Origin of the sequence: Xanthomonas dyei, assembly GCF_002939865.1 — a bacterium.
Classification (GTDB): Bacteria; Pseudomonadota; Gammaproteobacteria; order Xanthomonadales; family Xanthomonadaceae; genus Xanthomonas; species Xanthomonas dyei.
Map to the genome: position 1 here is coordinate 1 of NZ_MDEE01000041.1, position 20,357 is coordinate 20,357.

Below are 20,357 nucleotides of genomic sequence, written 5' to 3' on the forward strand. Positions count from 1 at the left end.
ATCGCGCAACCGGCGCCAGCAGGTCATGCCGCTGCCATAGCCGAGCTCGATGGGTAGGTCTTCCCAGGGAATGCCCGTACGCAAGACATAGATGATGCCGTTGAGGGCTTGCTGATCACTGATACGCGGCCGTCCACCTTTGGGCGAACGCTTCACGTGCGGAATCAGTGGCTCGATGCGCTTCCACAGCGCAATGGGGATCTCTTTGCGACGTGTCATGCCCGTCATGTTGCCATCGGCGAGGCAAGATTCAAGGGGTTTTGTTAGCCGCTCTAAGTCTGCAGGCAGAAAAAGTAGCGTGCGGCATGCGCGCAACATTCCGTCGCGGCCTGACGCCACGCCGCTGCGCGGCATCGCGGCCAAGGGTCAGAGGCCGCGCAGCGGCGGGGCGCCGGATCAGGCCTCGTCGCTCATCGCCGCGCTGGAGGACGACGACGCACACGATCTTTTCGCAGGCCGTCATGGCGGCGCTCATGCCTCAGAGGCCGATTCCCACGGCGGCGTCTGGCCGAAGTGTTCGAGCAGGAACTCGACGAATGCACGCACCCGCGGCGGCTGCAGCTGACGGGCGGGCATCACGGCGCTGATATTGGAGGTGGGAGGCGGATAATCGGTCATCACTTCGACCAGGCGGCCGGCGCGCAGGTCGTCGGCGATATGCCAGTACGAATACATCGCGATGCCTTGCCCGGCGAGCACCGCATCGCGTACCAGTTCGCCGAAGTTGCTCTCGAAGCGGCTCTGCATGCGCACCCGTACCTGGCCGCCCTCCGGTGTCTGCAGGGTCCACAGGTCCTGGCGGCCAGTGCGGCCCATCAGCAGTACGCCTGGATGCTGCATCAATTCTTCGGGAGTGCGCGGTGTGCCATGCCGCTGCAGATACGCAGGCGAGGCGGCGAGCGTGCGGCGGTTGTCGGCGATGCGCCTGGCCACCAGGCCGGAGTCGTCCAGCGCGCCGATGCGAATGGCCAGGTCGAAGCCCTGCTGGATCAGGTCCACCAAATCGTCGCTCAGATGCGCGCTGATGCGCAGGCGCGGGTGGCGGGCCTGGAAGGCGGGCAGCAGCGGGGAGATGTACTGACGCCCGAACGAGGCCGACAGCGTGACCCGCAAGGTACCGCCGACATCGTGGGCGCTCTCGCGCAGGTCGTCGGCCAGCGCTTCCAGGTCGTCCACCAGCACCCGGCCGCGTGCGGCCAGTTGCTGCCCTTCCGGGGTGGGATGCAGACGGCGGGTGGTCCGGTGCAGCAGGCGCACGCCGAGGTCGCGTTCCAGCCGCTTCAGGCGCTGGCTGGCGACCGCCACCGACAGGTCCAGGGTGTTGGCGGCGGCGGTGATCGAGCCCAGGTCCAGCACGCGCAGGAACAGCGCGATATCACCGAGACGGTCCATGCATTGTCAACGTGGCATTGAAAGTGAATCAGCATAACAAGGCTTCTTGAAGAGGATCGCGCGGCGCAGGCTGTGCGCAGTCCTCCAGGGTTTCTGTCATGTCCTCAGCTGTTGCGTCCCGTCTGCCGCCAGCCCTTCTGGCGTTGACCATCGGTGCCTTTGGCATCGGAACAACCGAATTCGTCATCATGGGCCTGTTGCAGCAGGTCGCCACCGACCTGGGCGTCTCGCTCACCGCGGCCGGCCTGTTGATCAGCGGCTATGCGCTGGGCGTGAGCATCGGCGCGCCGGTGCTGACGTTGCTCAGCGCCCGCTGGCCGCGCAAAGCCGTGCTGGTGAGCCTGATGATCGTCTTCACCCTGGGCAATCTCGCCTGTGCCCTGGCGCCGGATTACGCCAGCCTGATGGTCGCGCGAGTGCTGACCTCGCTGGCGCATGGCACGTTCTTCGGCGTCGGCGCGGTGGTGGCCACCTCCCTGGTGCCGCCCGAGCGGCGTGCCTCGGCCATCTCCTTGATGTTTGCCGGCCTTACCGTGGCGACCCTGCTGGGCGTGCCGGCCGGTGCATGGCTGGGCCTGCAACTGGGCTGGCGGGCCACCTTCTGGGCGGTGACGGTGATCGGGGTGCTGGCCACGGCTGCGCTGGCGCTGTGGGTGCCGGCCGCCGCAGGCGCGGCCGCGCCGGTGTCATGGCGGCAGGAAGTGGCGGTGTTGCGGCGCGGGCAGGTGTTGCTGGCGCTGGCGATGACCGTGCTGGGCTATGCCGGCGTGTTCGCGGTATTCACCTACATCCAGCCGCTGCTGGTGCAGGTGACCGGGTTTGCGCAGGCGGCAGTGTCGCCGGTCTTGCTGGTCTTCGGTGTCGGCATGATCGTGGGCAATCTGCTGGGCGGGCGCCTGGCCGACCGGCGCGCCACTGCCGCCTTGCTGGGCACGCTGGCCGCGCTGGTGGCGGTGCTCGCGGCGATGGGTCTGGCCCTGCACAACAAGACCGCAATGGTGGTGGTTGTCGGGCTGCTGGGCGTGGCGGCCTTCGCTACCGTGGCGCCGCTGCAATTGCGTGTGCTCGAACATGCACGCGGTGCCGGCCAGAACCTGGCCTCCAGTCTCAATATCGCCGCGTTCAACCTCGGCAATGCGCTGGGCGCCTGGCTGGGCGGTGTGGCGATCGCCACGCACGCCGGTCTGGTCGCTACCCCGTGGGTCGCGGCGCTGTTGAGCGCAGTCGGCCTGGGCATCGCGTTGTGGAGCGTGCAGCTGCAACGCCGCAGTGCTGCGGCGCCGGACGCATGCGCGCAGGCGGGTTGATTCGATTCTTCAGGCGTGGCGCGCAGACCGCGCAACCGGCAGGCGTGCGCGATCGGCGCGTGTGATCGGTGAGCAGAGCGTCGTGCCTGGCGTTGTGGGGTGTCGGATCGACCGGCATTGCGCGCGGATTTTCTTTCGGTTTCAAGGAGCATTGCGATGGAGACACGTTTTCTCGGCCGTTCCGGCTTCAAGGTGCCGGTGCTCGGTCTGGGCGCCGGCACGTTTGGCGGCAAGGGGCCGCTGTTTTCTGCCTGGGGCGATACCGATGCGGCGCAGGCGCGGCGCATGATCGATCTGTGCCTGGAAGCGGGCGTGAACCTGTTCGACACCGCCGATGTGTATTCCGACGGTGCCTCTGAGCAGATCCTTGGCCAGGCGCTGCAGGGCCGCCGCGATCAGGTGATTGTTTCGACCAAAACCGGTCTGCGCCTGGGCGATGGGCCAAACGATGCCGGTGCATCGCGCTTTCGCCTACTGCGTGCGGTGGATGCGTCGCTGCGCCGTTTGCGCACCGACTATATCGACCTGCTGCAACTGCATGCATTCGATGCGATGACGCCGGTGGAAGAAACCCTGTCCACGCTCGATGAGTTGGTGCGCGCCGGCAAGGTGCGGTATCTGGGCGCCTCCAATTACGCCGGTTGGCAGTTGATGAAGTCGTTGGCCGTGGCCGACGCACAGGGCTGGAGCCGCTTTGTTGCCAACCAGACCTATTACTCGCTGGCCGGGCGCGACTACGAATGGGAGCTGATGCCGCTCGGCATCGACCAGGGCGTGGGCGCGGTGGTGTGGAGCCCGCTCGGCTGGGGCCGGCTGACCGGCAAACTACGTCGCGGCCAACCGCTGCCGGACAACAGCCGCCTGCATGCCACCGCCGCCGCCGGCCCGGCCATCGACGATGCGCGCCTGTTCGATATCGTCGATGTGCTCGACGGCATTGCCGCAGACACCGGCCGCAGCGTGCCGCAGATCGCCATCAACTGGCTGCTGCAACGGCCCACCGTGAGCACGGTGCTGATCGGTGCGCGCGACGAAGCCCAGCTGCGGCAAAACCTGGGTGCGGTGGGTTGGCAACTCACGCCCGAGCAGCGCACGCGCCTGGATGCGGTCAGCGCGGTGGAGCCGCCGTATCCGTATTACCCGTACTGGCGCGGCCACTTTGCCGAACGCAGCCCGCTACCGGTGTAACACGGGCTGCGCCATCGCGCCACGCTGCGGCCGGTTGGCGACAGCGTGGCGTGCATCACCGTGGCCGCGTCACCGTAGCCGCGTCACAACGGCCGTGCCGCGCGTGGAATCACCTCGGGCTTGATCGCGCCTACGCCCTTGCTGCCCTGCAATTGTGCGCAGTTGTCCAAGGCCGCTGCGACCGAGTCGTAGCCGATCATCGCGCTGCCATCGATGGCCGAGGCATAGATCAACTTGCCGCCTGTGCGCGTTGCCAAGGCGCGCGCGATGGCAGGCGTGGTGTCGAACAACTTGATCGCAGCGCCCAGCAATGCCAGCTGGCCGCTGCGCGTTTCCAGCGCTGCTGCGATGGTTGCCGGTTGTTCTGCATCTGTGGCGCTCAGCGTCCTGCGTGCGGGGGGCATGCTGTCGAGATAGACCGCGTAGCGATCGAAGCGTGCAACGGGCGTATCCGCGCGGGTTTGCGTGCTCTGCAGCGACTGCGTGTTTGCACTGGCGCGCGCCGCGTCGGCGACCCGTACCACCGCCCCAGGAATCAAGCGGAAATGGGCACGGCCCACCACAATGGTTTGCCCGGTCGCCGCAGCGCGCAGGCGTACGCTGTCGTTGACTTGTGCCGATGCGGGAGCGCAAACGCTGGCTGCAACAAGACCGAGTAGGGCAATCAGAGATGTTTTCATATCAGTGGCCCACCACGCGCATTTCGAATTCCTTCAATTGTTCACTGCCGTTGTCGGCGAGCATGTCGGCCACCTCCAGGGTCCAGCGCCCAGCCGAGGGCTCGTCCAGGAAGGCATTGCTTGAGGTCAGGAACACCACGATCCCTTCGTCGCTCTTGTCGAGCGTGGAAAATGGCGTCATCACGGTGCTATGGGTGCCGCTGGGCGACACCAGCACCACGCGCAGGTTGCGCGGGTCCTTGTGCGTACCCAAGAAGTACAGCTGCACGCCTTCCACCTTGAAGGATTGGCTGATGTCGATCGCCAATCGTGCGGGTGAGCCGGCACCGCCGATGGTGCTGCTTTTGCCGTCGTAGGCCATCCACTCGGTGTCTTGCATCGCCGGCAGCGAGGTGAAATGCACGGCGCGTTCCACTGCTGCTGCCGCGTCCACCAGGCCGAATCCGTACCAGTTGCTGAAACGGTGGCCGGCCGCGTTGGTGATCCAGCCAGGCTCGATCACACTGCCGTTGTAGAGCACCTTGGGTTGTTGTGGATCGACCTGCACCGCGGTGGTCGCCAGGAGGTACTTGACGTCGCGCAGCGTCAGTTGCGGATTGGCGCTCAGCATCAGGGCGGCAACGCCGGCGACGGTGGGTGCCGAGGCCGAGGTGCCGTTCATGCGTGCGGTGTAATTGCACGATGCATCGATCTTGGACTTGCTGGTATCCAGCGCATTCTGCATCGCGCGCGCGCGGTCTTGATTGTTCCCGGCGGCGCAGCCGCTCAAATCGGTGGTGACGATCGCAGGCGAGAAAAATGGCTGCGGGCCCTCCGCATGGAGGATGCCGTACAGCTCCTTGAAGGTCTCCGGATGCGGGTCGAAGCGACGCTGGAAGCCAAACTCGCCAGAGAGCCCGGACACCCACAAGGAAGACCCGGGAGATGAGTAACTGGCACGCACCCCGTTGGCGTTGACTGCACCGACCACGATCATGGTCGTCAGGCTGTTGATGTTGTCGATGTTGGCACTGCTGCAGGCAACGCCAAGCTGCCGGGTCTGGTCGCTGCAACGATCGAACAGTTTGCCCTGTGCATCCGTATCGATCAGCGTATCGATCAGCGTATTGAACGAGTTGCCCGACGATTTGACGTAAATGCCGCCCTTGCCGCCGCGCTGGGCCCGCATCAGCTTCTCCAGGGAGCGTTGTTCGTCGAGGTCGCTGTATTGATAGTAGGCGGCCGAGACCCCGAAGCTGTTGTTGTAGACATCCATGACCCGGGCTTCCGGCCCATCGCCCCAGGAGTAACGGTTGTTGACGTACTGGGTACCGCCATCAGGCGTGTCGCTGGCGTTGAAGCCGGCCAGCTTCGCTTCCGGAGCAACCCCGCGCCCACCAATGCCGTTCCAACCCCGCGCAGCGATGATGCCTGCCACAGCGGTGCCATGGTCGCCATCGCTGTCGTCCGCACGCGGCGTGGGGTCGTTGGAGCCGTTCAAGAAATTGTGCGAACCGTTGGGCAGGATGTTGTCGACAAGATCCGGGTGCGCAATCTCCAGGCCGTTATCGATCACCGCCACGTTGACGCCCGCACCGCGGATGCCCTGCGCGTGCAGGATCTCCACGTCCAGGTCCACGCCGGGCAGCGGGCGTTCATCGCCGAACACCGACTGGCCTTGATTGAGCAGATGCCATTGGTAGCGGAACAGCGGGTCGTCGCCTTGCGTTTTCGGCCTGGCCGCGGTGCGTGCTGGGTTTTGCGCGACCACCTCATCCGCGGTGGCAGCACCGCTACACAGACACAGTGCCAGCAGTAGTGCAGACGACAGCGCACAGCGCTGCGAAGAAAGAATCATCATGACGTCTCATCGGTAAAGGGGAACTGCGGAGATGGCGCCGGTGACAGCACGCCGGTGGCAACGGCTGCAGGTGTTCGTCTGCGCCGAGGAAACTCACATCGGTTGCATGACCGCTTGCAGCACCACCGGCGATGCCTGCGCGTGACCGCTGCGGCCCTGCAGGTGGGTCGCAGCGTGTTGTGCCTGATCGATCCAGGCATCAGCGATCACCGCCTTGCCGTTCGCCTGGGAGGTATAGACGATGTTGCCGCCGCTCTCTCCGGCCAGCGCGGTCGCCGTGGCAGGTGTCGTGCCGGTCAGCTGCATCTGCGGCCTGGCCGGCAGCACCCGGTCGGTCCGCTCGTTCACTGCGGCGGCGAGTGCGCGCGCGGGCGATGCGGATTGATTGCGTGCCGTGCCGGCAGGCGGTTCAAGCACCGGCAGGAAGCTGCCGATGCGTGCGGCCACCTTGCCGCCCGGTGGCGGCGTGGCAGATCCCGCACGCACCACGCTGCCAGGCCGCAATCTCTGCTTGGCATCGACAGCTGAGGTCTTCTGCGCGATGGCCATGGTAGGCAACATGCGGAACGTGTCCGTTCCGGAGCGGAAGCGTGCGCCAGTGGCCGCTGCCAGCAGGGTTTGTGGATCGACCGATTGCACGGCATGCATAACGCCGCTTGCGACGCTGCAGCCCATCAACGAGGAAACTACAAGCGCGATCTTCATGTCAGTGCCCCACGATGCGAAGGCTGAAGGAATTGAGCGCGGAGGTCTTGCCGGGGTCGCTCATGTCGGTGACTTCCAGTGTCCAGATGCCGAGCGAGGACTCGTCCAGAAACGCATTGCTGGAGGTGAGGTCGATGTAGAAGCCGGTCTTGGCATAGGCCGCCGGGTCCAGGGTGGAGAACGGCGTGGCCACCACGCTGCGGGTGCCGCTGGGCGAGATGAGCACCACGCGCAGATTGCTCGGCGTCCGATGCGCAGACCGCAACGACAACTGCACCGCTTCGATCTTCATCGCCTGGGTGATGCGGATGCGCAGCGTGCCAGGCCGTGCCGGCCCGCCGATCTGGCTGGGCGGATGGGTAGACGCAACCCATTGCGTGTCGCGCATCGCTGGCAATGGAGTAAAGTAGATCGCCTTGTAGACGGCTGCCGCGCCATCGGCCAAGCCGAACCCGTACCAATTGCTGAAGCGGTGTCCTGCGGCATTGGTGATCCACCCCGGGTCGATCACGCTGCCCTGATACACCGCGCGCGGCTGTCAGGGATCGATCTGGCGTGCGGTGGTGGCCAGGATGTACTTCACGTCACGCGCGCTCAAGTTCGGGTTCACCCCCAGCATGAGTGCAGCAACTCCTGCCACGGTGGGTGCTGCGGCCGAGGTGCCGCTGGCCGTGGCGGTGTAATTGCACAAGGGGTCGATCTTCGAGGCGCTGGTATCCAGCGCGTTCTTGGCCGGGCCGTCATGATCCACGTTCGATCCCGCGGCGCATCCGCTCAGATCGGTCGTGACAATGGCGGGGTCGTAGAGGAAGGGTGCCGTAACGGTTCCCGGATCTTCAGCGGCGCCGTGATAGAACGCTCGCTGGTATCCTCCGTTCAACCCGCCAAGTCCTGAAATCCATAGCGCCGACCCAGGCGAAGAATACGCGGCGCGTTTGCCTACCGCGTTCACGCTCGCGACGGCGATCGTGCCGAACAGGTTATTGAAGGTGTCTTGATTGGCCAGGCCGCAGCCGACTCCGTTCGCGCGCGCAGCGTCGCCGCAAGCATCGACAATATTTCCGTCTTGGTCCGGGCCGAGCATGTCAAGAAAGCTGTTGCCAGCCGATTTGACATAGATCGCACCGCGCCCACCGCGGGTTGACTGCATCAGCGCATCCCACGATTGCTGGTCTTTCAGCGGGAAGTCTTGATAGAACGGGGTGACGTTGACGAAGGAGAAATTGAAAACGTCCACGACACTGGACTGTGGCCCATCTCCCCATGCATAGCGAAGGCCTGCGTCTGTGATCGAAGACGCTTCGCCGAATGCAAACCCCACAAGCGAGGCTTCGGGTGCAATGCCCCGCCCACCGCGCCCGTTCCAACCGACTGCAGCGACGATGCCTGCTATTTTCGTGCCGTGCGCGTAACCCGGGTCCGAGGGCGTGGGATCGTTCGAACCATTGATGAAATTGTACGAGCCGTTCGGAATTACATTTGCCGCCAGGTCTTCGTGCCTGATCTCCAAGCCGCTATCCACCACGCCGATGCGGACGTGCTTGCCGCGGATATGCAGCGCGTGGAGGACGTCCACGTCCATATCCACGCCTGCAACCGGATGGCTGTCTCCGATGACCGCCTGCCCCTGATTCAAGACGTGCCACTGGTAACGCACCAGTGGATCGTCTGCCGCGCCGGTAAATGCATCGCCACGCGGGGCCGCTTGTGCCGAAGCAAAACAGGCAATACCGATCAGCGTCGTGCCGATCGACAGCGCTGGATGTCGCCCGCGAAGCAGATGCATTGCGATGATCTCCAATCGGAAATGGGATGCTGTCGAAACGCCGCGTGCGTGCATTCGGCCCATCCATTGCTACCAACGGCTGTTAACGCCATGCGTACATCCGAAGGCAGGCCAAATCGAGCCGTGGAGCATGTGCAAGACGCCGTGCTGGCCGCAGGCATTCGCCGGCGGCCAGCCTGCGGTCACATCGGTTGCATGACCGATTGCGCGACCACCAGCGACAGCTGCGTGCCGCCGCTGTTGGCTTGCAGACGAGCCAGCGCTTGTTGCGCCTTTTCGATCGAGGGGTAGGCGATCACCGCGCTGTTATCCACGGTCGAGGTGTAGACGATGCTTCCCCCCGAGTTGCGTGCCAGCAAGTTCGCGTTCGCCGGTGTGGTGCCGGTGAGTTTCAGCTGCGGCTGCACCAGGACCACACGTCCGTTGCGTTCGTTCACTGCTGCGGCAATGGTCCGTTCGGTACTGGATGCAGCTGCACTCAGGGAAGCGCTGCGCGCACTGCCGGCCGGCGTGTCCAGGATCACCGCGTAGGAGCCGATCCGCGCGGCAACCTTGCCATTGGGCGGTGCCGCGACGGTGCTGCTGAGGGTGTTCGCAGAGGGCGCCGGAGGGCCATCGGCGTGCTCGGCCGGAAGCCGGTCGGCGACCACCGTTGCCGGCAGCATGCGGTAGGTGTCCGTGCCGGATTTGAAACGTTCGCCGGTGGCAGCGGCGCTCAGTGCCCGAGCATCCATGTACTGCGCGGCCTGAGTGATGCCGCATGCACCGAAGCAGGCGAGGAATGCGGAAAGAACAAGCGTGGTTTTCATGTCAGTGCCCCAGGATGCGAAGTTTGAAGTTCTGCAGTGCCGCGGTGGTCTTCGGCTCGCTCATGTCGGTGACTTCCAGCATCCACACGCCTTGCGCCCTCTCATCCAGGAACGCATTGCTGGAGGTCAGGTCGATATAGAAGCCGGTTGTTGCATACGCCTCGGCATCCAGCACCGAAAACGGTGTAAGGACATAGCTGCGCGTACCGCTGGGCGATTCCAGGACCACACGCAGATTGCTGGGGTTGCGATGCGATGTGGCAAGCGATAACTGCACGCCTTCCACCTTCATTGCCTGGGTGATCCGGATGCGTTGTTTGGCCGGGTGCGCGGGCCCGCCGATCTGGCTCGCGGCCGCATTGGCGCTGACCCACTGCGTATCGCGCAATGCAGGCAGGGGCTTGAAATATCTCGCCTCATAGACTGCAGCGGCGCCGTCGGCCAATCCAAAGCCGTACCAGTTGCTGAAATGGTGCCCGGCCGCATTGGTGATCCAACCCGGGTCGATCACGCTGCCCTGGTAGACCGCAGCAGGCTGCCAGGGATCCACCTGGCGCGCGGTCTTGGCCAGGATGTATTTGACATCGCGCGCGCTCAGGCTGGGGTTGGCGCTGAGGATGAGCGCCGCAACACCGGAGACGGTGGGCGCGGCCGCAGATGTGCCGTTCATCAGCGCGTTGTAGTTGCAGGATGCATCGATCTTGGACGCACTGCCGGCTAGCGCGTTTTCGACTTCTGCGCCGTCCACGTTATCGCCGGCGCTGCAGCCGCTGAGATCGGTGGTGACGATGGCCGGGTCGTAGGCGAAGGGCGCGGCATCAGGGGCAAAGCTCTTGCCCGAATTGTGATAGAACTTGCGCTGGTATCCGAACTCTCCACCCAGGCCGGAAATCCACACCGCGGAACCAGACGACGAATAGGAGGCCCGCTTGCCCGTGGCATCCACGCTGGCGACGACGATCGTGCCGGGGAGACCACTCCACGGATCGACATTTGCCAGCACGCAGCCGACATTCAAAGTGCGCGAAAGTTCGCTGCAGACATTGACCACTTTTCCATCTGTATCGCGTGCCAGAAAGCGCCTGAAGCCGTTGCCCGCAGACTTGACGTACACGCCACCGAGTCCGCCGCGTGTCGAGCGCATCAGCGCTTCCCAGGACTGCTGCTCCTCCACCGGAAAGTCGAGGTAGAAGGGCTGTGCCGACCCCCAACTATTATTGAATACATCGATGGTGCGTGCCTCCGGCCCATCGCCCCACGCATATCGGACGCTGGCGTCGCTGGTGGACGATGCCCGGCCCAGGAAGTCGAATCCGGCCAGCAAGGCCTCGGGTGCAACGCCGCGCCCGCCGCGCCCATTCCAGCCAACGGCCGCGATGATGCCCGCTACCGAGGTGCCGTGGCCGTTATCCGGATCGGTCGGCGTCGTGTCGTGCGATCCGTCGCCGAAGTTATGCGAGCCGTTGGGGATGATGTTGTCGGCCAGATCTTCGTGTCGCAGCTCCAGCCCGTCGTCGACCACGCCGACACGCACCCCACGGCCGCGAATCCCCAATGCATGCAGGATGTCCACATCCATATCGACGCCGGCCACCGGACGGCTGTCGCCGATCACTTGCTGGCCCTGATTGGAGATGTGCCATTGATAACGCAGCAATGGATCGCCTTTGGCGTCTCCGGCACTTGCAGGGCTTGCCGGCTGTGCGGCGGTGGCCAGCAGGGGGGACGTTGCAATCACCAGCGCTCCGATCGTCGATGCGAGGTATCGCCTGCGAAGTAATTTCATTCCGATTGACTCCAGTTGGGGGTGGCATAGTCGAAGTGGCACAGATACACGCCCGGCCGATCGGGAACCGGTCAGCTGATGCTCCATCGCGCAGGTGATGGCCGTCAGGCCCAAGGCGATGGAGCCGGTGTCGGTGTCATGCGATTGCGGGGTTTGCCGCGGGGGGAAGATCAGTCGCGCCTATGCGACGCCGGATCTGCTGGATGCACGCGGGGCATCCTGCGGCGTTTTCTGAAAGAAGGTGAATCCAAGGAGGCAGCAACAGGCGTCATGTCCACGTGTCCCGAAAGAGCCGGAAGAGCGCATCCGCGTGCCAAATGATGGATGCGACAGGTCGTTGATCGGCTCCCCTGTGCACAGTTGCGCAGCCGACGCTGGCGATGCGCAGGCACCGGCAGCGCCTTGATTAAAAGTGGGTCGACCCGGGTGCGCAAGGCGAGCAAACAACGCATTGCGCGTGACCGATTGCGCACTTTGTGTCGGTCCTGTCGGATCGCGCATTCACTACGAAGTGCGCAGGGCCGAAATTGGGTCTTTGTTCGCCGCTTCATGCGATCGCGATATACACAAACAATCGTGATGCGCGGGATTTCTTCGCATGGCGAGCAGCTTGCGCCGGGCGCGATACGCGCAGCGGTCGGGGATGGTCGCCAATACGCGACGGCTGAAAGGTGGGCAGGACGCAGGCACGTGCAGCGCCTGCGTTGCCGCATCGGTGTTCCGAAGGCGCCGCGGGGCGTCCATGCGTAGACCACGCGGCAGCCCCGGAATGCGCACGGGAGCTCCCCTGCCTTGATTACCAGCGATACGCTACCGACATCTGGTACTGCCGCCCGGCGATCGGCCGGCCCATGAACACACCGCCGGTCGCCGCACCCGGCACGCGCACGTTGCCTTCGGTGAGCCCCAGCGTATCGGTGACGTTGCTGCCGCTGGCGGTCACTTCCCAATGCTCGCCCACGTGCAGATTGGCGCCGATATCGACCATGTCGTAGGAAGGCAGGCGCTGGCTGTTGGCCAGATCGGCAAAGCGATCGCCGATGTAGGAGTACGTGGCAAATACCTTGAGATCGCCGAACGGCAGCATCCAGTAATAGCTCGGCGTGAGCCGGAACTGCCGCTTGGGTTGGCGCATCACCTGGTTGCCGGTGAACTCGCGATAGTTGCGGTATTTCGCATCCAGCCATACCCCGGTGCCAGCCAGCTCGAAGCCGCCGAACGGGCGGATCGCGCCTTCCACCTCCAGGCCGCGCGCACGCGAATCGCCAACGGCGGTGAAGTTGGCGCCATTGGCCAGGAATGCCTGGAACGGCGAATTCTTGAACGTGTTGTAGAACGCGGTGAGATACAGGTCGTAGGCGCTGGCACCGGACTTGAGGCCAAGCTCGTACTGGTCCACTTCCTGCACGCGGTTCTGACCATCGCGCAGGTTATCGAAGCCGGGAAACTTCACACCCGAGTTGACGCGTGCGAACAGGCTGTTGCTGTCATTGAGTTTGAAGTTCAAGCCGGCCGTCCACGAGAACGCCTCGTCGTCCTGATCGATGCGACGTGTGGTCGCCAAGGCCAGCGAGGTGGCGTTGTCGTACAAGGTGGCGGGGTTGCCATCCAGGTCCACCGTGCTGGTGTCGTGCACATTGCCGGTCACGCTCTGGCGCTCGTAGCGTGCGCCCAGGTCCAGGCGTAGCCGATCGTTGAGTTCCCACTCGTCGGCCACGAAGGCGGCGATGTTTTCGCCGTCGTAGTTGGCGCGCAGATTCAAGAACGCGGTGCTGGTGAAGCCCTGACGCGTGGCCTGGCGTCCATCGTCCAATGCCACGTCGATGCGCCGTGCGTTGTTCTGTGCGGTGAGCAACATGGTGTTGCCCAGGTACCAGGTATCGGCCGAGGAATACTTGGCGTAGTAAGCGCCCACGGTCAAGGTATTGCCGGCAAACAACTCACGGCTCAAGCGCAGATCGTTGGTGAAGGAATTCAGACGCTTGTCCACCGACCACCAGCCGGCTTCGAGCACCTGTTGATTCGGGTCCACTGCGCCGCCGCCATTGGTATACGTCGCGCTACCGCTGCTGCGGTAGCCGGCAATGAAATCGCTCAACCGCAGCGGCGCATCGCCGGTGAACAATGCATAGGTCGGCGCGCTGCCGCTCATCACGTTGAAGCGGTCGGCAATGGTCCAGTCGCCGATTTCCCAGTTGAGTTCGCCGCCGAACACATCGATGTTGACGCCGCGCCCATCGGCCAGGTCGCGTTGCACGGTCTCACCGTTCGGCCCGACCAGCAGGTCCACGTTGCGGAAATCGCGACCGAGCAAGGTGCCGGTCTGCGCATTCAAGCCGGGGAAGCTGGACAAGTCATTGCCGTTATTGCGCGAGAGCAGCGGAATGGCGGTGTAGAAGGCATTGTTGTCGTCGGTATGCCGCGCATAGAACGACAGCTCGCCGCTGTCCCAGCGCTTGCTCAAGGTGGCGCTGAACTGGCCGCCCTTGTCGGCAGAAAACTGCGGGTCGCGCACGCCATCGGTTTCGCGGAAGAAACCGCCCACGCTGTAGTACCAGCCATTGCCCATCGGCCCGCTGTTGAACAGATCGATCCGGCGCAAATCATTGTTGCCGCCGGTCAGGCGCACGCTGCCCTCCGGCTCGTCCTGGCCTTTTTTTTGAATGAAGTTGACCGTCAGCCCGGGCTGGCCGTTGGAAAAGATCGGGCTGGAGCCACCACGCAACACTTCCATGCGCTCGACGGTGTCGTCGACGCGGAACAGCGTGGAGTTCTCCAGAAACGACAGGGTCGGCGGTGGAAACAGCGGTGAGCCATCCAGCTGCATGGTCACAAACGGCGCGTCGCCTTCGGAAGGCATGCCGCGCACGAAGATGTTGGCACCGGTGCCGCCGCCGCTGGGTTCGGCCCACACGCCCGGTACGATCTTCAACAGGTCGGCAGTGCTCTGCGGCACCGCTTGCTGGATCTGTTCGGGGCTGGCGGTGGTGATCGAAAAGCTGGCATCGCGCTTGGCCAATCCCTTGAAGCGCGCGGTGCCGCTGACGATCACCGCATCCAGTGTGGTGGCGTCCTGCTTGGTTGTGGCTTGCGGTGCGGTCTGCGCCTGCGCCATTGGCGCAAGCAAGGTGGCGATGGTCAGCGATAACGCATAGCGGGGCATGGATGAGGGCATGGCGATTTCCTTTTGTCGCAGCAACCGGCAGATGCCGCCGCAGTGAACGGCGTGCTGCCTGAAAAAGTGACTTGCCGCACAGGAATGCATCGATGGCGCAACAAGCCTGCACAGCGCGTGTTGCTATTCTAACGGAGTCGCGCGGAGTCGCGCATAAAAGCTGTTGTGCGCCGCGTCAACGCATGCAGCGATCGACGTGTGCGTGATGCGCGAGCGTACGCATGGATCGAGCGGCTCTAGGGCAGCTCGGGAAACGGGTGTGCAGCTGCCAGGCGGACGCAGCTGATGCTCGCTGCGGCGTGTGCCACGCATACATCCCGATTCCTCCGCGTCGCCGCACCAAACTGACGACGGCTCGCTACGTTTTGGTAGCGGCTCTTGGCGCGCATGTTGACTCGAACGCATGCAGTGGCAACCACGTGCGATCGCTGCTGGGCGCAGCATGACGAAGATGATTGCGTTGTCCTACGCGCGTCTCATGTCGCGGCAACAGTGCGCAGCGGCGCCGCTTCGCGAATCGGCAGGTTGATCAGCGCAGCCGCAACCGCAAGCACCATGTCTCCGTACCACATCCAGCTGTAGTCGCCGCTGTGTTCCAGCACCACTCCGCCCAGCCAGGCGCCGAAGAAACCGCCGAGCTGGTGCGAGAGCAAGGTCAGGCCGAACAAGGTGCCCATGTAGCGCGGGCCGAACAGCTTGCCGATCAATCCCGCAGTCGGCGGCACCGTGGCCAGCCAGGTGAAGCCTAGCGCCGCAGCGAACAGATAGAACGTCAACGGTGTGGGCGGTGCGAGCAGGTACAGGCCGATCAGCACCGCGCGGCTGGCATACATCGCGCATAGCAGCCATTTCATGCGCACGCGTTCGCCCAGTTTGCCGGCGACCAGACTGCCGGCCACATTGAACAGGCCGATCAACGCGATCGAGACCGCCGACACGCTTGCCGGCAACCCGCACAGCGCCACCTCGCCGGGCAGATGCGTGACCAGGAAGGCGATATGCACCCCGCAGGTGAAAAAGCCCAGATGCAGGCACCAATAACTGCGATCGCGTGCCGCCAGACTTAGTTGCGCACGCAGACCGATGTCATCGGCCGCGCGCACAGATGCATTGCCCGCTGCGGATGGCGCGCGGCGCAACGGCCAGGCCAGCGGCAAGGTCAGCAGCGACACCAACGCCAGGCCGATCATTGCCTTGACCCAGCCGGCCGCGCCGATCATCACCTGCACCAAGGGTGCGAAGACGAACTGGCCCAGCGAGCCGCCGGCATTGATCAATCCGGCCGCAAACGAACGCCGTTCCGGTGCGATGCGACTCGCGGTGGCGCCGATCAACACCGAAAAACTGCCGGCGCCGGCACCGGCTGCCGCCAACACGCCCAGCGACACGATCAAGCCCCATTCGCTGGCCAGCCACGGCGTCAGCGCCAATCCCAACGACAGCAGCACGCCGCCGAACAGCAGCACCGGCAGCGGCCCGCGCTGATCGGCAATTGCACCGAACACCGGTTGCACCGCGCCCCAGACCAATTGCCCGATCGCCAGCGCGAAGCTGATCGACGCGATACCGATGCCGGTCTGCCGATGGATCGGCTCGACGAACAGCCCGGTGGTCTGGCGCGCGCCCATGGTCAGCATCAGCATCGCCGAGGCGGTGAGCAGCAGGCCCCATTGCGCACTGGCGCGCGCGGTCGCCGACGCGCTCATGCGGCGGTATCCAGCACGGCGTCCAGACGGTCCAGCGTGGCATGCAACTGCGCGGTGGGCGCTGCACCGAACAGCGTCTCGATGCGCTGCTGTGCGGCGAGCCAGTGCGGTTGTGCGCGACGCAGCAGCCCACGGCCGCTGCGGCTCAGGATCAACCACGTTTGCCGGGCATCGTCGCCGCGCTGGGTGGCGATCCATCCGGCGGCAAGCAAGGGTTTGAGATTGCGGGTGAGGGTGGTGCGATCCATGCCCAGCGCCTGCGCCAGCGTGCCCAGCGATTGCGCCGTCTGGAGCCGGCGCAGGATCGAATACGCGTTGAGGCTCAGCCCCACCGGTGCCAGCGCATGGTCGTACAGCTGCGACATCCGACGCGCCGCCCGGCGCAAATGAAAGCAGGTGCAGTTGGAAGTGCCTGACATGGACGCGCTCCGCAGAGATGACGGCATATTGCGTGTATATACACTTATCGACAAGTGGCAAGAATCGCTGTTGCCTGCCAAGCAACGGCCGCGTGCCGTCGATGCTGTCATCTCCAACCAACCACGTAGGAGCGCACCCGGGCGCGACCACGCATGGTCGTGACCGGTCATCGCGCAGGAGAGCGTGAACCGCCTTATCCGGTTCTGCCGGCGAACGACTCAAGGATTGCGCCAGAGCCAGTGCTGCTGCAATGACGCTGGCGCACAGCGATCAAGCCGTTACGAAGAGCTGGCGTTGTCCCGGCGCCGGGCCGTTCGCGCGATTCGGGGTGCGACAAGCACTACATCCCAGGCGCGGCGATCCGATCGTCAACCCATGCAGAACCCCAAACAAAAGAGGCTGCCCGAAGGCAGCCTCACTTCTACTCAGCGGGGGAGAGAGACCGCTGTCAGAAGAACATCCGCACGCCGAACGAGGCGCTGCGGCCAGGCAACATCACATCGTCCTTCAGGAAGGAGGTGTGCACGCGTGCGTCCTGATTGGTCAGGTTGTTGCCGTCCAGAAACACTTCCCACGCATTGCTGCCGCGGTCCACGTGATACGCCAGATGGGCGTCCACGAAGGTGTAACCGTCGGTGGGGATTTCGTTCACCGCCACCTTGTCCTGCTTCATGGTGCGGGTGGCGCCGAGCGAGGCGCGCCATGCATCGGCATTCCAGCGCATCTGCGCACCGAAGCGGCCCGGCGCGATGCGCGGCAGATTGCCGCCGTCGGTCAGGCGTGCACGCACGGTATCGCCGAACACGCGCAGGTCCCATGTGCCGGTATCGTTATTGGCCAGGTGGAAGGTCGCTTCGCCTTCGAAGCCGTGGAAGATCGCATCGGCCTGCGTCCATTGGCGGATCGGCAGGAAATCGTTGTCTTCGGCGTTGAACCACTGATTGCCGGTGTCGACGATATAGACGAAGTCGTTGTAGCGGTTGTAGTACGCCGCCACCTTGGCATCCACCCATGCGTTGTGGAAGTTGAGCCCCAGCTCGGCCTGGTTGGCCTTTTCGGTCTTCAGATTCGCATCGCCGATCTCGAAAGCGAGCGTGGCGATATGCGGGCCGTTGGCGAACAGTTCTTCTTCGGCCGGGGCACGCTCGGCGTGGTCCAGGTTGGCGGTCAGGCGCCACTGCTCGTTGAAGCGGAAACCGCCGCTGGCCGAGAAGCTGGTCGGGGTGAAATCGCGGTCCACGCCGATGTCGGTCTGGTACTTGACCTTGTCCACGCGTGCACCGATTTCGGCGGTGACGCGCTCCCAGCTGTTGCGCGCCACGGCGAATGCGCCGAGCGAACGGGTATCGGTCTTGGGCACGAAGGATTCTTCGCCCACCGCCTGGAAGGTGGTATCGCTGCCCTGCAGGCCGAACGCGGTCTGCCAGCCGCCAGCAAAGGTGAACGAGGCTTCCACGCGGCCTTCGTTGGCGCGCTTGGTGAACACGGTGCCGACTGCGGCGCCTTCGAACTCGGTGTGCGCGTAGTCGGTATGGCCGAAGCTGTAACGCAGCGCGCTGCCTTCGCCCCACGGATCGGTCAACCCGCCCTTGAGGTCGTAGCGGTCCTGCTGCAGCTTCAACGACACGCCACGCTCGCCGAGGGACGGGTCGCCCGGCTCGCCGGGGTTGCCATAGTTGTCGCGGAAGCGCGAGGCCGACAGGCCGACAAAGCCCCAGTCGCCGGAGAGCGAGGCGCCGATCGAGCCCACCTTGGAGTCGATCCAGCTATTGCGCTGGCGGCCTTGCGGGGTGTCGTAATCGTTCTGGTTGCGGTACACGCCATCGGCGTGGATCGACAGGCCGCTGCCGTTGCCGGCATCGACGCGGAACATGTCGGTGTTGCCGTCCTTGTCGCCGCCGTCGAAGCGCACTTCGGCGCGGCCGCTGAAGCCGTCCACCGGCGTTTCGGCAATGCGGCCATCGACCACGTTGACCACGCCGCCGATCGCGCCGGAGCCGTACAGCAACGTGGACGGGCCCTTCAACACTTCGATCTGGTTGGCCAGAAACGGCTCGATGGCCGGCGAATGGTCCTGGCTGACGGTGGACACGTCCTGGGTGGACAGGCCATCGCGCAGCACCGCCACGCGCGGGCCGTCCAGGCCGCGGATGATCGGCCGGCCCACGCCGGGGCCGAAGTTGGAGCTCTGCACGCCCGGCAGGCTGGCCACGGTCTCGCCCAGGCTCGAACTGCGCACCTCATCCAGACGCTCGCCGGCCAGCACCTCGACCGGGCGGCTCAACTCGCCGGCCGCATCGCGCAGCGGGCTGGCGGTGACCACCACCTTGTCCAGGTCCTTGATGTGCCGGCCGCTGGAATGGGTGGCGTCATGTCGGGTGTCCGATGTCGGCGGCGTCTGCGGGTCGGCAATGTCCGGTGCGTCTTCGGCCATGGCCAGGGCAGGAGTCAACAAACTGGTCAGTGCCAGTGATAGAGCGGAGCGGCGCAGCGAGGGGATGAGCGTGGGGGCCATGTGGATCGGACTCTCTAATTGTTACTGTATATCAATAGGATGGCGCAGCTTGCCTGCTGTGCCGACGGCAAGGCCCGCTCTGTGCGATGCAGTGGTGCGGGCCTGGAACAAGGAAGATGTTATATTATTCCACGTCGCCGCGAGTATCTGCTGGAAGTCATGCCTCTGCCCACACTTCGCCATCTGCTAGACCGTTTCGGTGCGACCGGGTCGCTGCTGTGTGCCGTGCACTGTGCGGTGCTGCCGCTGGTTCTGGCCCTGGCGCCATCGCTCGGGTTGTCGTTCTGGCTGGGCGACGGGGTCGAACTGGCGATCGTGGTGTTCGTGACCCTGCTTGGGCTTTTCAGCCTGGTGTTGGGGTATCGGCGCCACAAGGCGTTGCATGCGCTGGCGCTGCTGCTGCCTGGCCTGGCGCTGCTTTGGGTGGGCCTGTTATACGACCCGCTGCATCATTCGGTGGTGCCGCACGCGGTGGTGATGACGCTGGGCGGCGCCTTGGTCGGCATCGCGCATCTGGTCAATCTGCGCCTGAATCATGGGCATGCGCATGTCCACGACGCGAGCTGCGCGCACTGACAATGCGCTCGCTGCGCTGCCAGGCGACTGCGCGATGGTTGCAGTCGGTGAGTCGGCAACTCGTTTTACGCCGGTACCAGGCCGGCGCCGGCCGCTGACCGCCAAGCACGCGCGGCTAGTTGATCTGCTTAAACACCGGCTGGTTCACAGCCTGGCAGGCCCCGCGGCTGCGCGGCCCCGGGCCAACGTGGTAGGCTTGCCGGCCTTGCGCGAGGGCACCGCCGGTGCAAACCTCGCCAGACCCGTGCCAGCACGGGTATTTGTATTCACATTCAGGAGTCGACGAAATGGGTAAGGGTGACCGTAAGACCGCCAAGGGCAAGCGCTACAACGCCAGCTACGGCAATTCGCGTTCGCACGCGGTGAGCAAGGTTGTCGTGGGTGCAGCTGCCCCGGTTGCCAAGAAGGGCGTGGTCAAGGCGCCGGCCAAGAAGGCTGTTGCCAAGAAGACCGTCGCCAAGGCCAGCTGACC

Annotated in this window: 15 protein-coding genes, 1 other RNA gene and 1 pseudogene; 5 read left to right on the plus strand and 12 right to left on the minus strand. The window is 64.6% G+C overall.

Features of this window, described 5'->3' with window-relative positions; translation table 11 throughout:
• Window positions 1-219, minus strand: a 219-nt coding sequence (locus XdyCFBP7245_RS19595; RefSeq protein WP_146091705.1) for a transposase, incomplete at its 3' end; no start/stop codon positions are given.
• Between the two features lie 252 nt (window positions 220-471).
• A complete protein-coding gene (locus XdyCFBP7245_RS19600) occupies window positions 472-1,392 on the minus strand; it encodes a LysR family transcriptional regulator (protein ID WP_104617107.1) in 921 nt (306 codons plus the stop codon).
• 98 nt (window positions 1,393-1,490) lie between these two features.
• Between XdyCFBP7245_RS19600 and XdyCFBP7245_RS19605 the strand changes: the two genes are divergently transcribed.
• Both XdyCFBP7245_RS19605 and XdyCFBP7245_RS19610 read left to right on the plus strand, forming a co-directional pair.
• Window positions 1,491-2,699, plus strand: coding sequence for an MFS transporter (locus XdyCFBP7245_RS19605; RefSeq protein ID WP_104617108.1), 1,209 nt, complete (start codon window positions 1,491-1,493; stop codon window positions 2,697-2,699).
• Between the two features lie 156 nt (window positions 2,700-2,855).
• Entirely contained in the window at window positions 2,856-3,887 is a 1,032-nt protein-coding gene (locus XdyCFBP7245_RS19610; RefSeq protein WP_104617109.1) for an aldo/keto reductase, read from the plus strand.
• A gap of 83 nt (window positions 3,888-3,970) precedes the next feature.
• On the opposite strand, the gene XdyCFBP7245_RS19615 is transcribed toward XdyCFBP7245_RS19610, so the two are convergent.
• From XdyCFBP7245_RS19615 to XdyCFBP7245_RS19645, 7 genes and pseudogenes are all read right to left on the minus strand, one after another.
• Window positions 3,971-4,567 carry a hypothetical protein gene (locus XdyCFBP7245_RS19615; protein WP_104617110.1) on the minus strand — a complete coding sequence of 199 codons (597 nt, stop codon included), beginning with the start codon at window positions 4,565-4,567 and terminating at the stop codon, window positions 3,971-3,973.
• Between the two features lies 1 nt (window position 4,568).
• Window positions 4,569-6,404 (minus strand): S8 family serine peptidase, encoded by a 1,836-nt coding sequence (locus XdyCFBP7245_RS19620; protein ID WP_104617129.1) that lies wholly within the window; start codon window positions 6,402-6,404, stop codon window positions 4,569-4,571.
• 96 nt (window positions 6,405-6,500) lie between these two features.
• Window positions 6,501-6,968 (minus strand): hypothetical protein, encoded by a 468-nt coding sequence (locus XdyCFBP7245_RS19625; protein ID WP_244907864.1) that lies wholly within the window; start codon window positions 6,966-6,968, stop codon window positions 6,501-6,503.
• 145 nt (window positions 6,969-7,113) lie between these two features.
• Window positions 7,114-8,898, minus strand: a pseudogene (locus XdyCFBP7245_RS19630) (S8 family peptidase).
• A 182-nt stretch (window positions 8,899-9,080) separates the two neighbouring features.
• Window positions 9,081-9,707: a hypothetical protein gene (locus tag XdyCFBP7245_RS19635; RefSeq protein ID WP_104617111.1), complete on the minus strand. Its 627-nt coding sequence runs from the start codon at window positions 9,705-9,707 to the stop codon at window positions 9,081-9,083.
• Between the two features lies 1 nt (window position 9,708).
• Window positions 9,709-11,493, minus strand: coding sequence for a S8 family peptidase (locus XdyCFBP7245_RS19640; protein WP_104617112.1), 1,785 nt, complete (start codon window positions 11,491-11,493; stop codon window positions 9,709-9,711).
• A 796-nt stretch (window positions 11,494-12,289) separates the two neighbouring features.
• On the minus strand, window positions 12,290-14,668 hold the full coding sequence (locus XdyCFBP7245_RS19645; RefSeq protein ID WP_104617113.1) for a TonB-dependent receptor: 2,379 nt from the start codon (window positions 14,666-14,668) through the stop codon (window positions 12,290-12,292).
• Window positions 14,669-14,967: 299 nt separating this feature from the next.
• Here XdyCFBP7245_RS19645 and XdyCFBP7245_RS19650 point away from each other — a divergent pair.
• A non-coding RNA gene (locus tag XdyCFBP7245_RS19650) (sX9 sRNA) lies at window positions 14,968-15,042 on the plus strand.
• Between the two features lie 102 nt (window positions 15,043-15,144).
• Here XdyCFBP7245_RS19650 and XdyCFBP7245_RS19655 read toward each other — a convergent pair.
• From XdyCFBP7245_RS19655 to XdyCFBP7245_RS19665, 3 genes are all read right to left on the minus strand, one after another.
• The gene (locus XdyCFBP7245_RS19655; protein WP_104617114.1) at window positions 15,145-16,374 is read right to left on the minus strand and encodes an MFS transporter; all 1,230 of its coding nucleotides are present in this window, start codon (window positions 16,372-16,374) and stop codon (window positions 15,145-15,147) included.
• The gene (locus tag XdyCFBP7245_RS19660) at window positions 16,371-16,793 is read right to left on the minus strand and encodes a MarR family winged helix-turn-helix transcriptional regulator (RefSeq protein WP_104617115.1); all 423 of its coding nucleotides are present in this window, start codon (window positions 16,791-16,793) and stop codon (window positions 16,371-16,373) included. The genes XdyCFBP7245_RS19655 and XdyCFBP7245_RS19660 overlap by 4 nt, the downstream gene beginning before the upstream one ends.
• 449 nt (window positions 16,794-17,242) lie before the next feature.
• Window positions 17,243-19,309 (minus strand): TonB-dependent receptor, encoded by a 2,067-nt coding sequence (locus XdyCFBP7245_RS19665; protein WP_104617116.1) that lies wholly within the window; start codon window positions 19,307-19,309, stop codon window positions 17,243-17,245.
• A gap of 159 nt (window positions 19,310-19,468) precedes the next feature.
• Here XdyCFBP7245_RS19665 and XdyCFBP7245_RS19670 point away from each other — a divergent pair, with 159 nt between their 5' ends.
• Together XdyCFBP7245_RS19670 and XdyCFBP7245_RS19675 are read left to right on the plus strand one after the other, a co-directional pair.
• Window positions 19,469-19,885 carry a MerC domain-containing protein gene (locus XdyCFBP7245_RS19670; RefSeq protein WP_055849856.1) on the plus strand — a complete coding sequence of 139 codons (417 nt, stop codon included), beginning with the start codon at window positions 19,469-19,471 and terminating at the stop codon, window positions 19,883-19,885.
• A gap of 287 nt (window positions 19,886-20,172) precedes the next feature.
• Window positions 20,173-20,355 carry a 30S ribosomal protein THX gene (locus XdyCFBP7245_RS19675; RefSeq protein ID WP_003487537.1) on the plus strand — a complete coding sequence of 61 codons (183 nt, stop codon included), beginning with the start codon at window positions 20,173-20,175 and terminating at the stop codon, window positions 20,353-20,355.
• Window positions 20,356-20,357 lie beyond the last annotated feature (2 nt).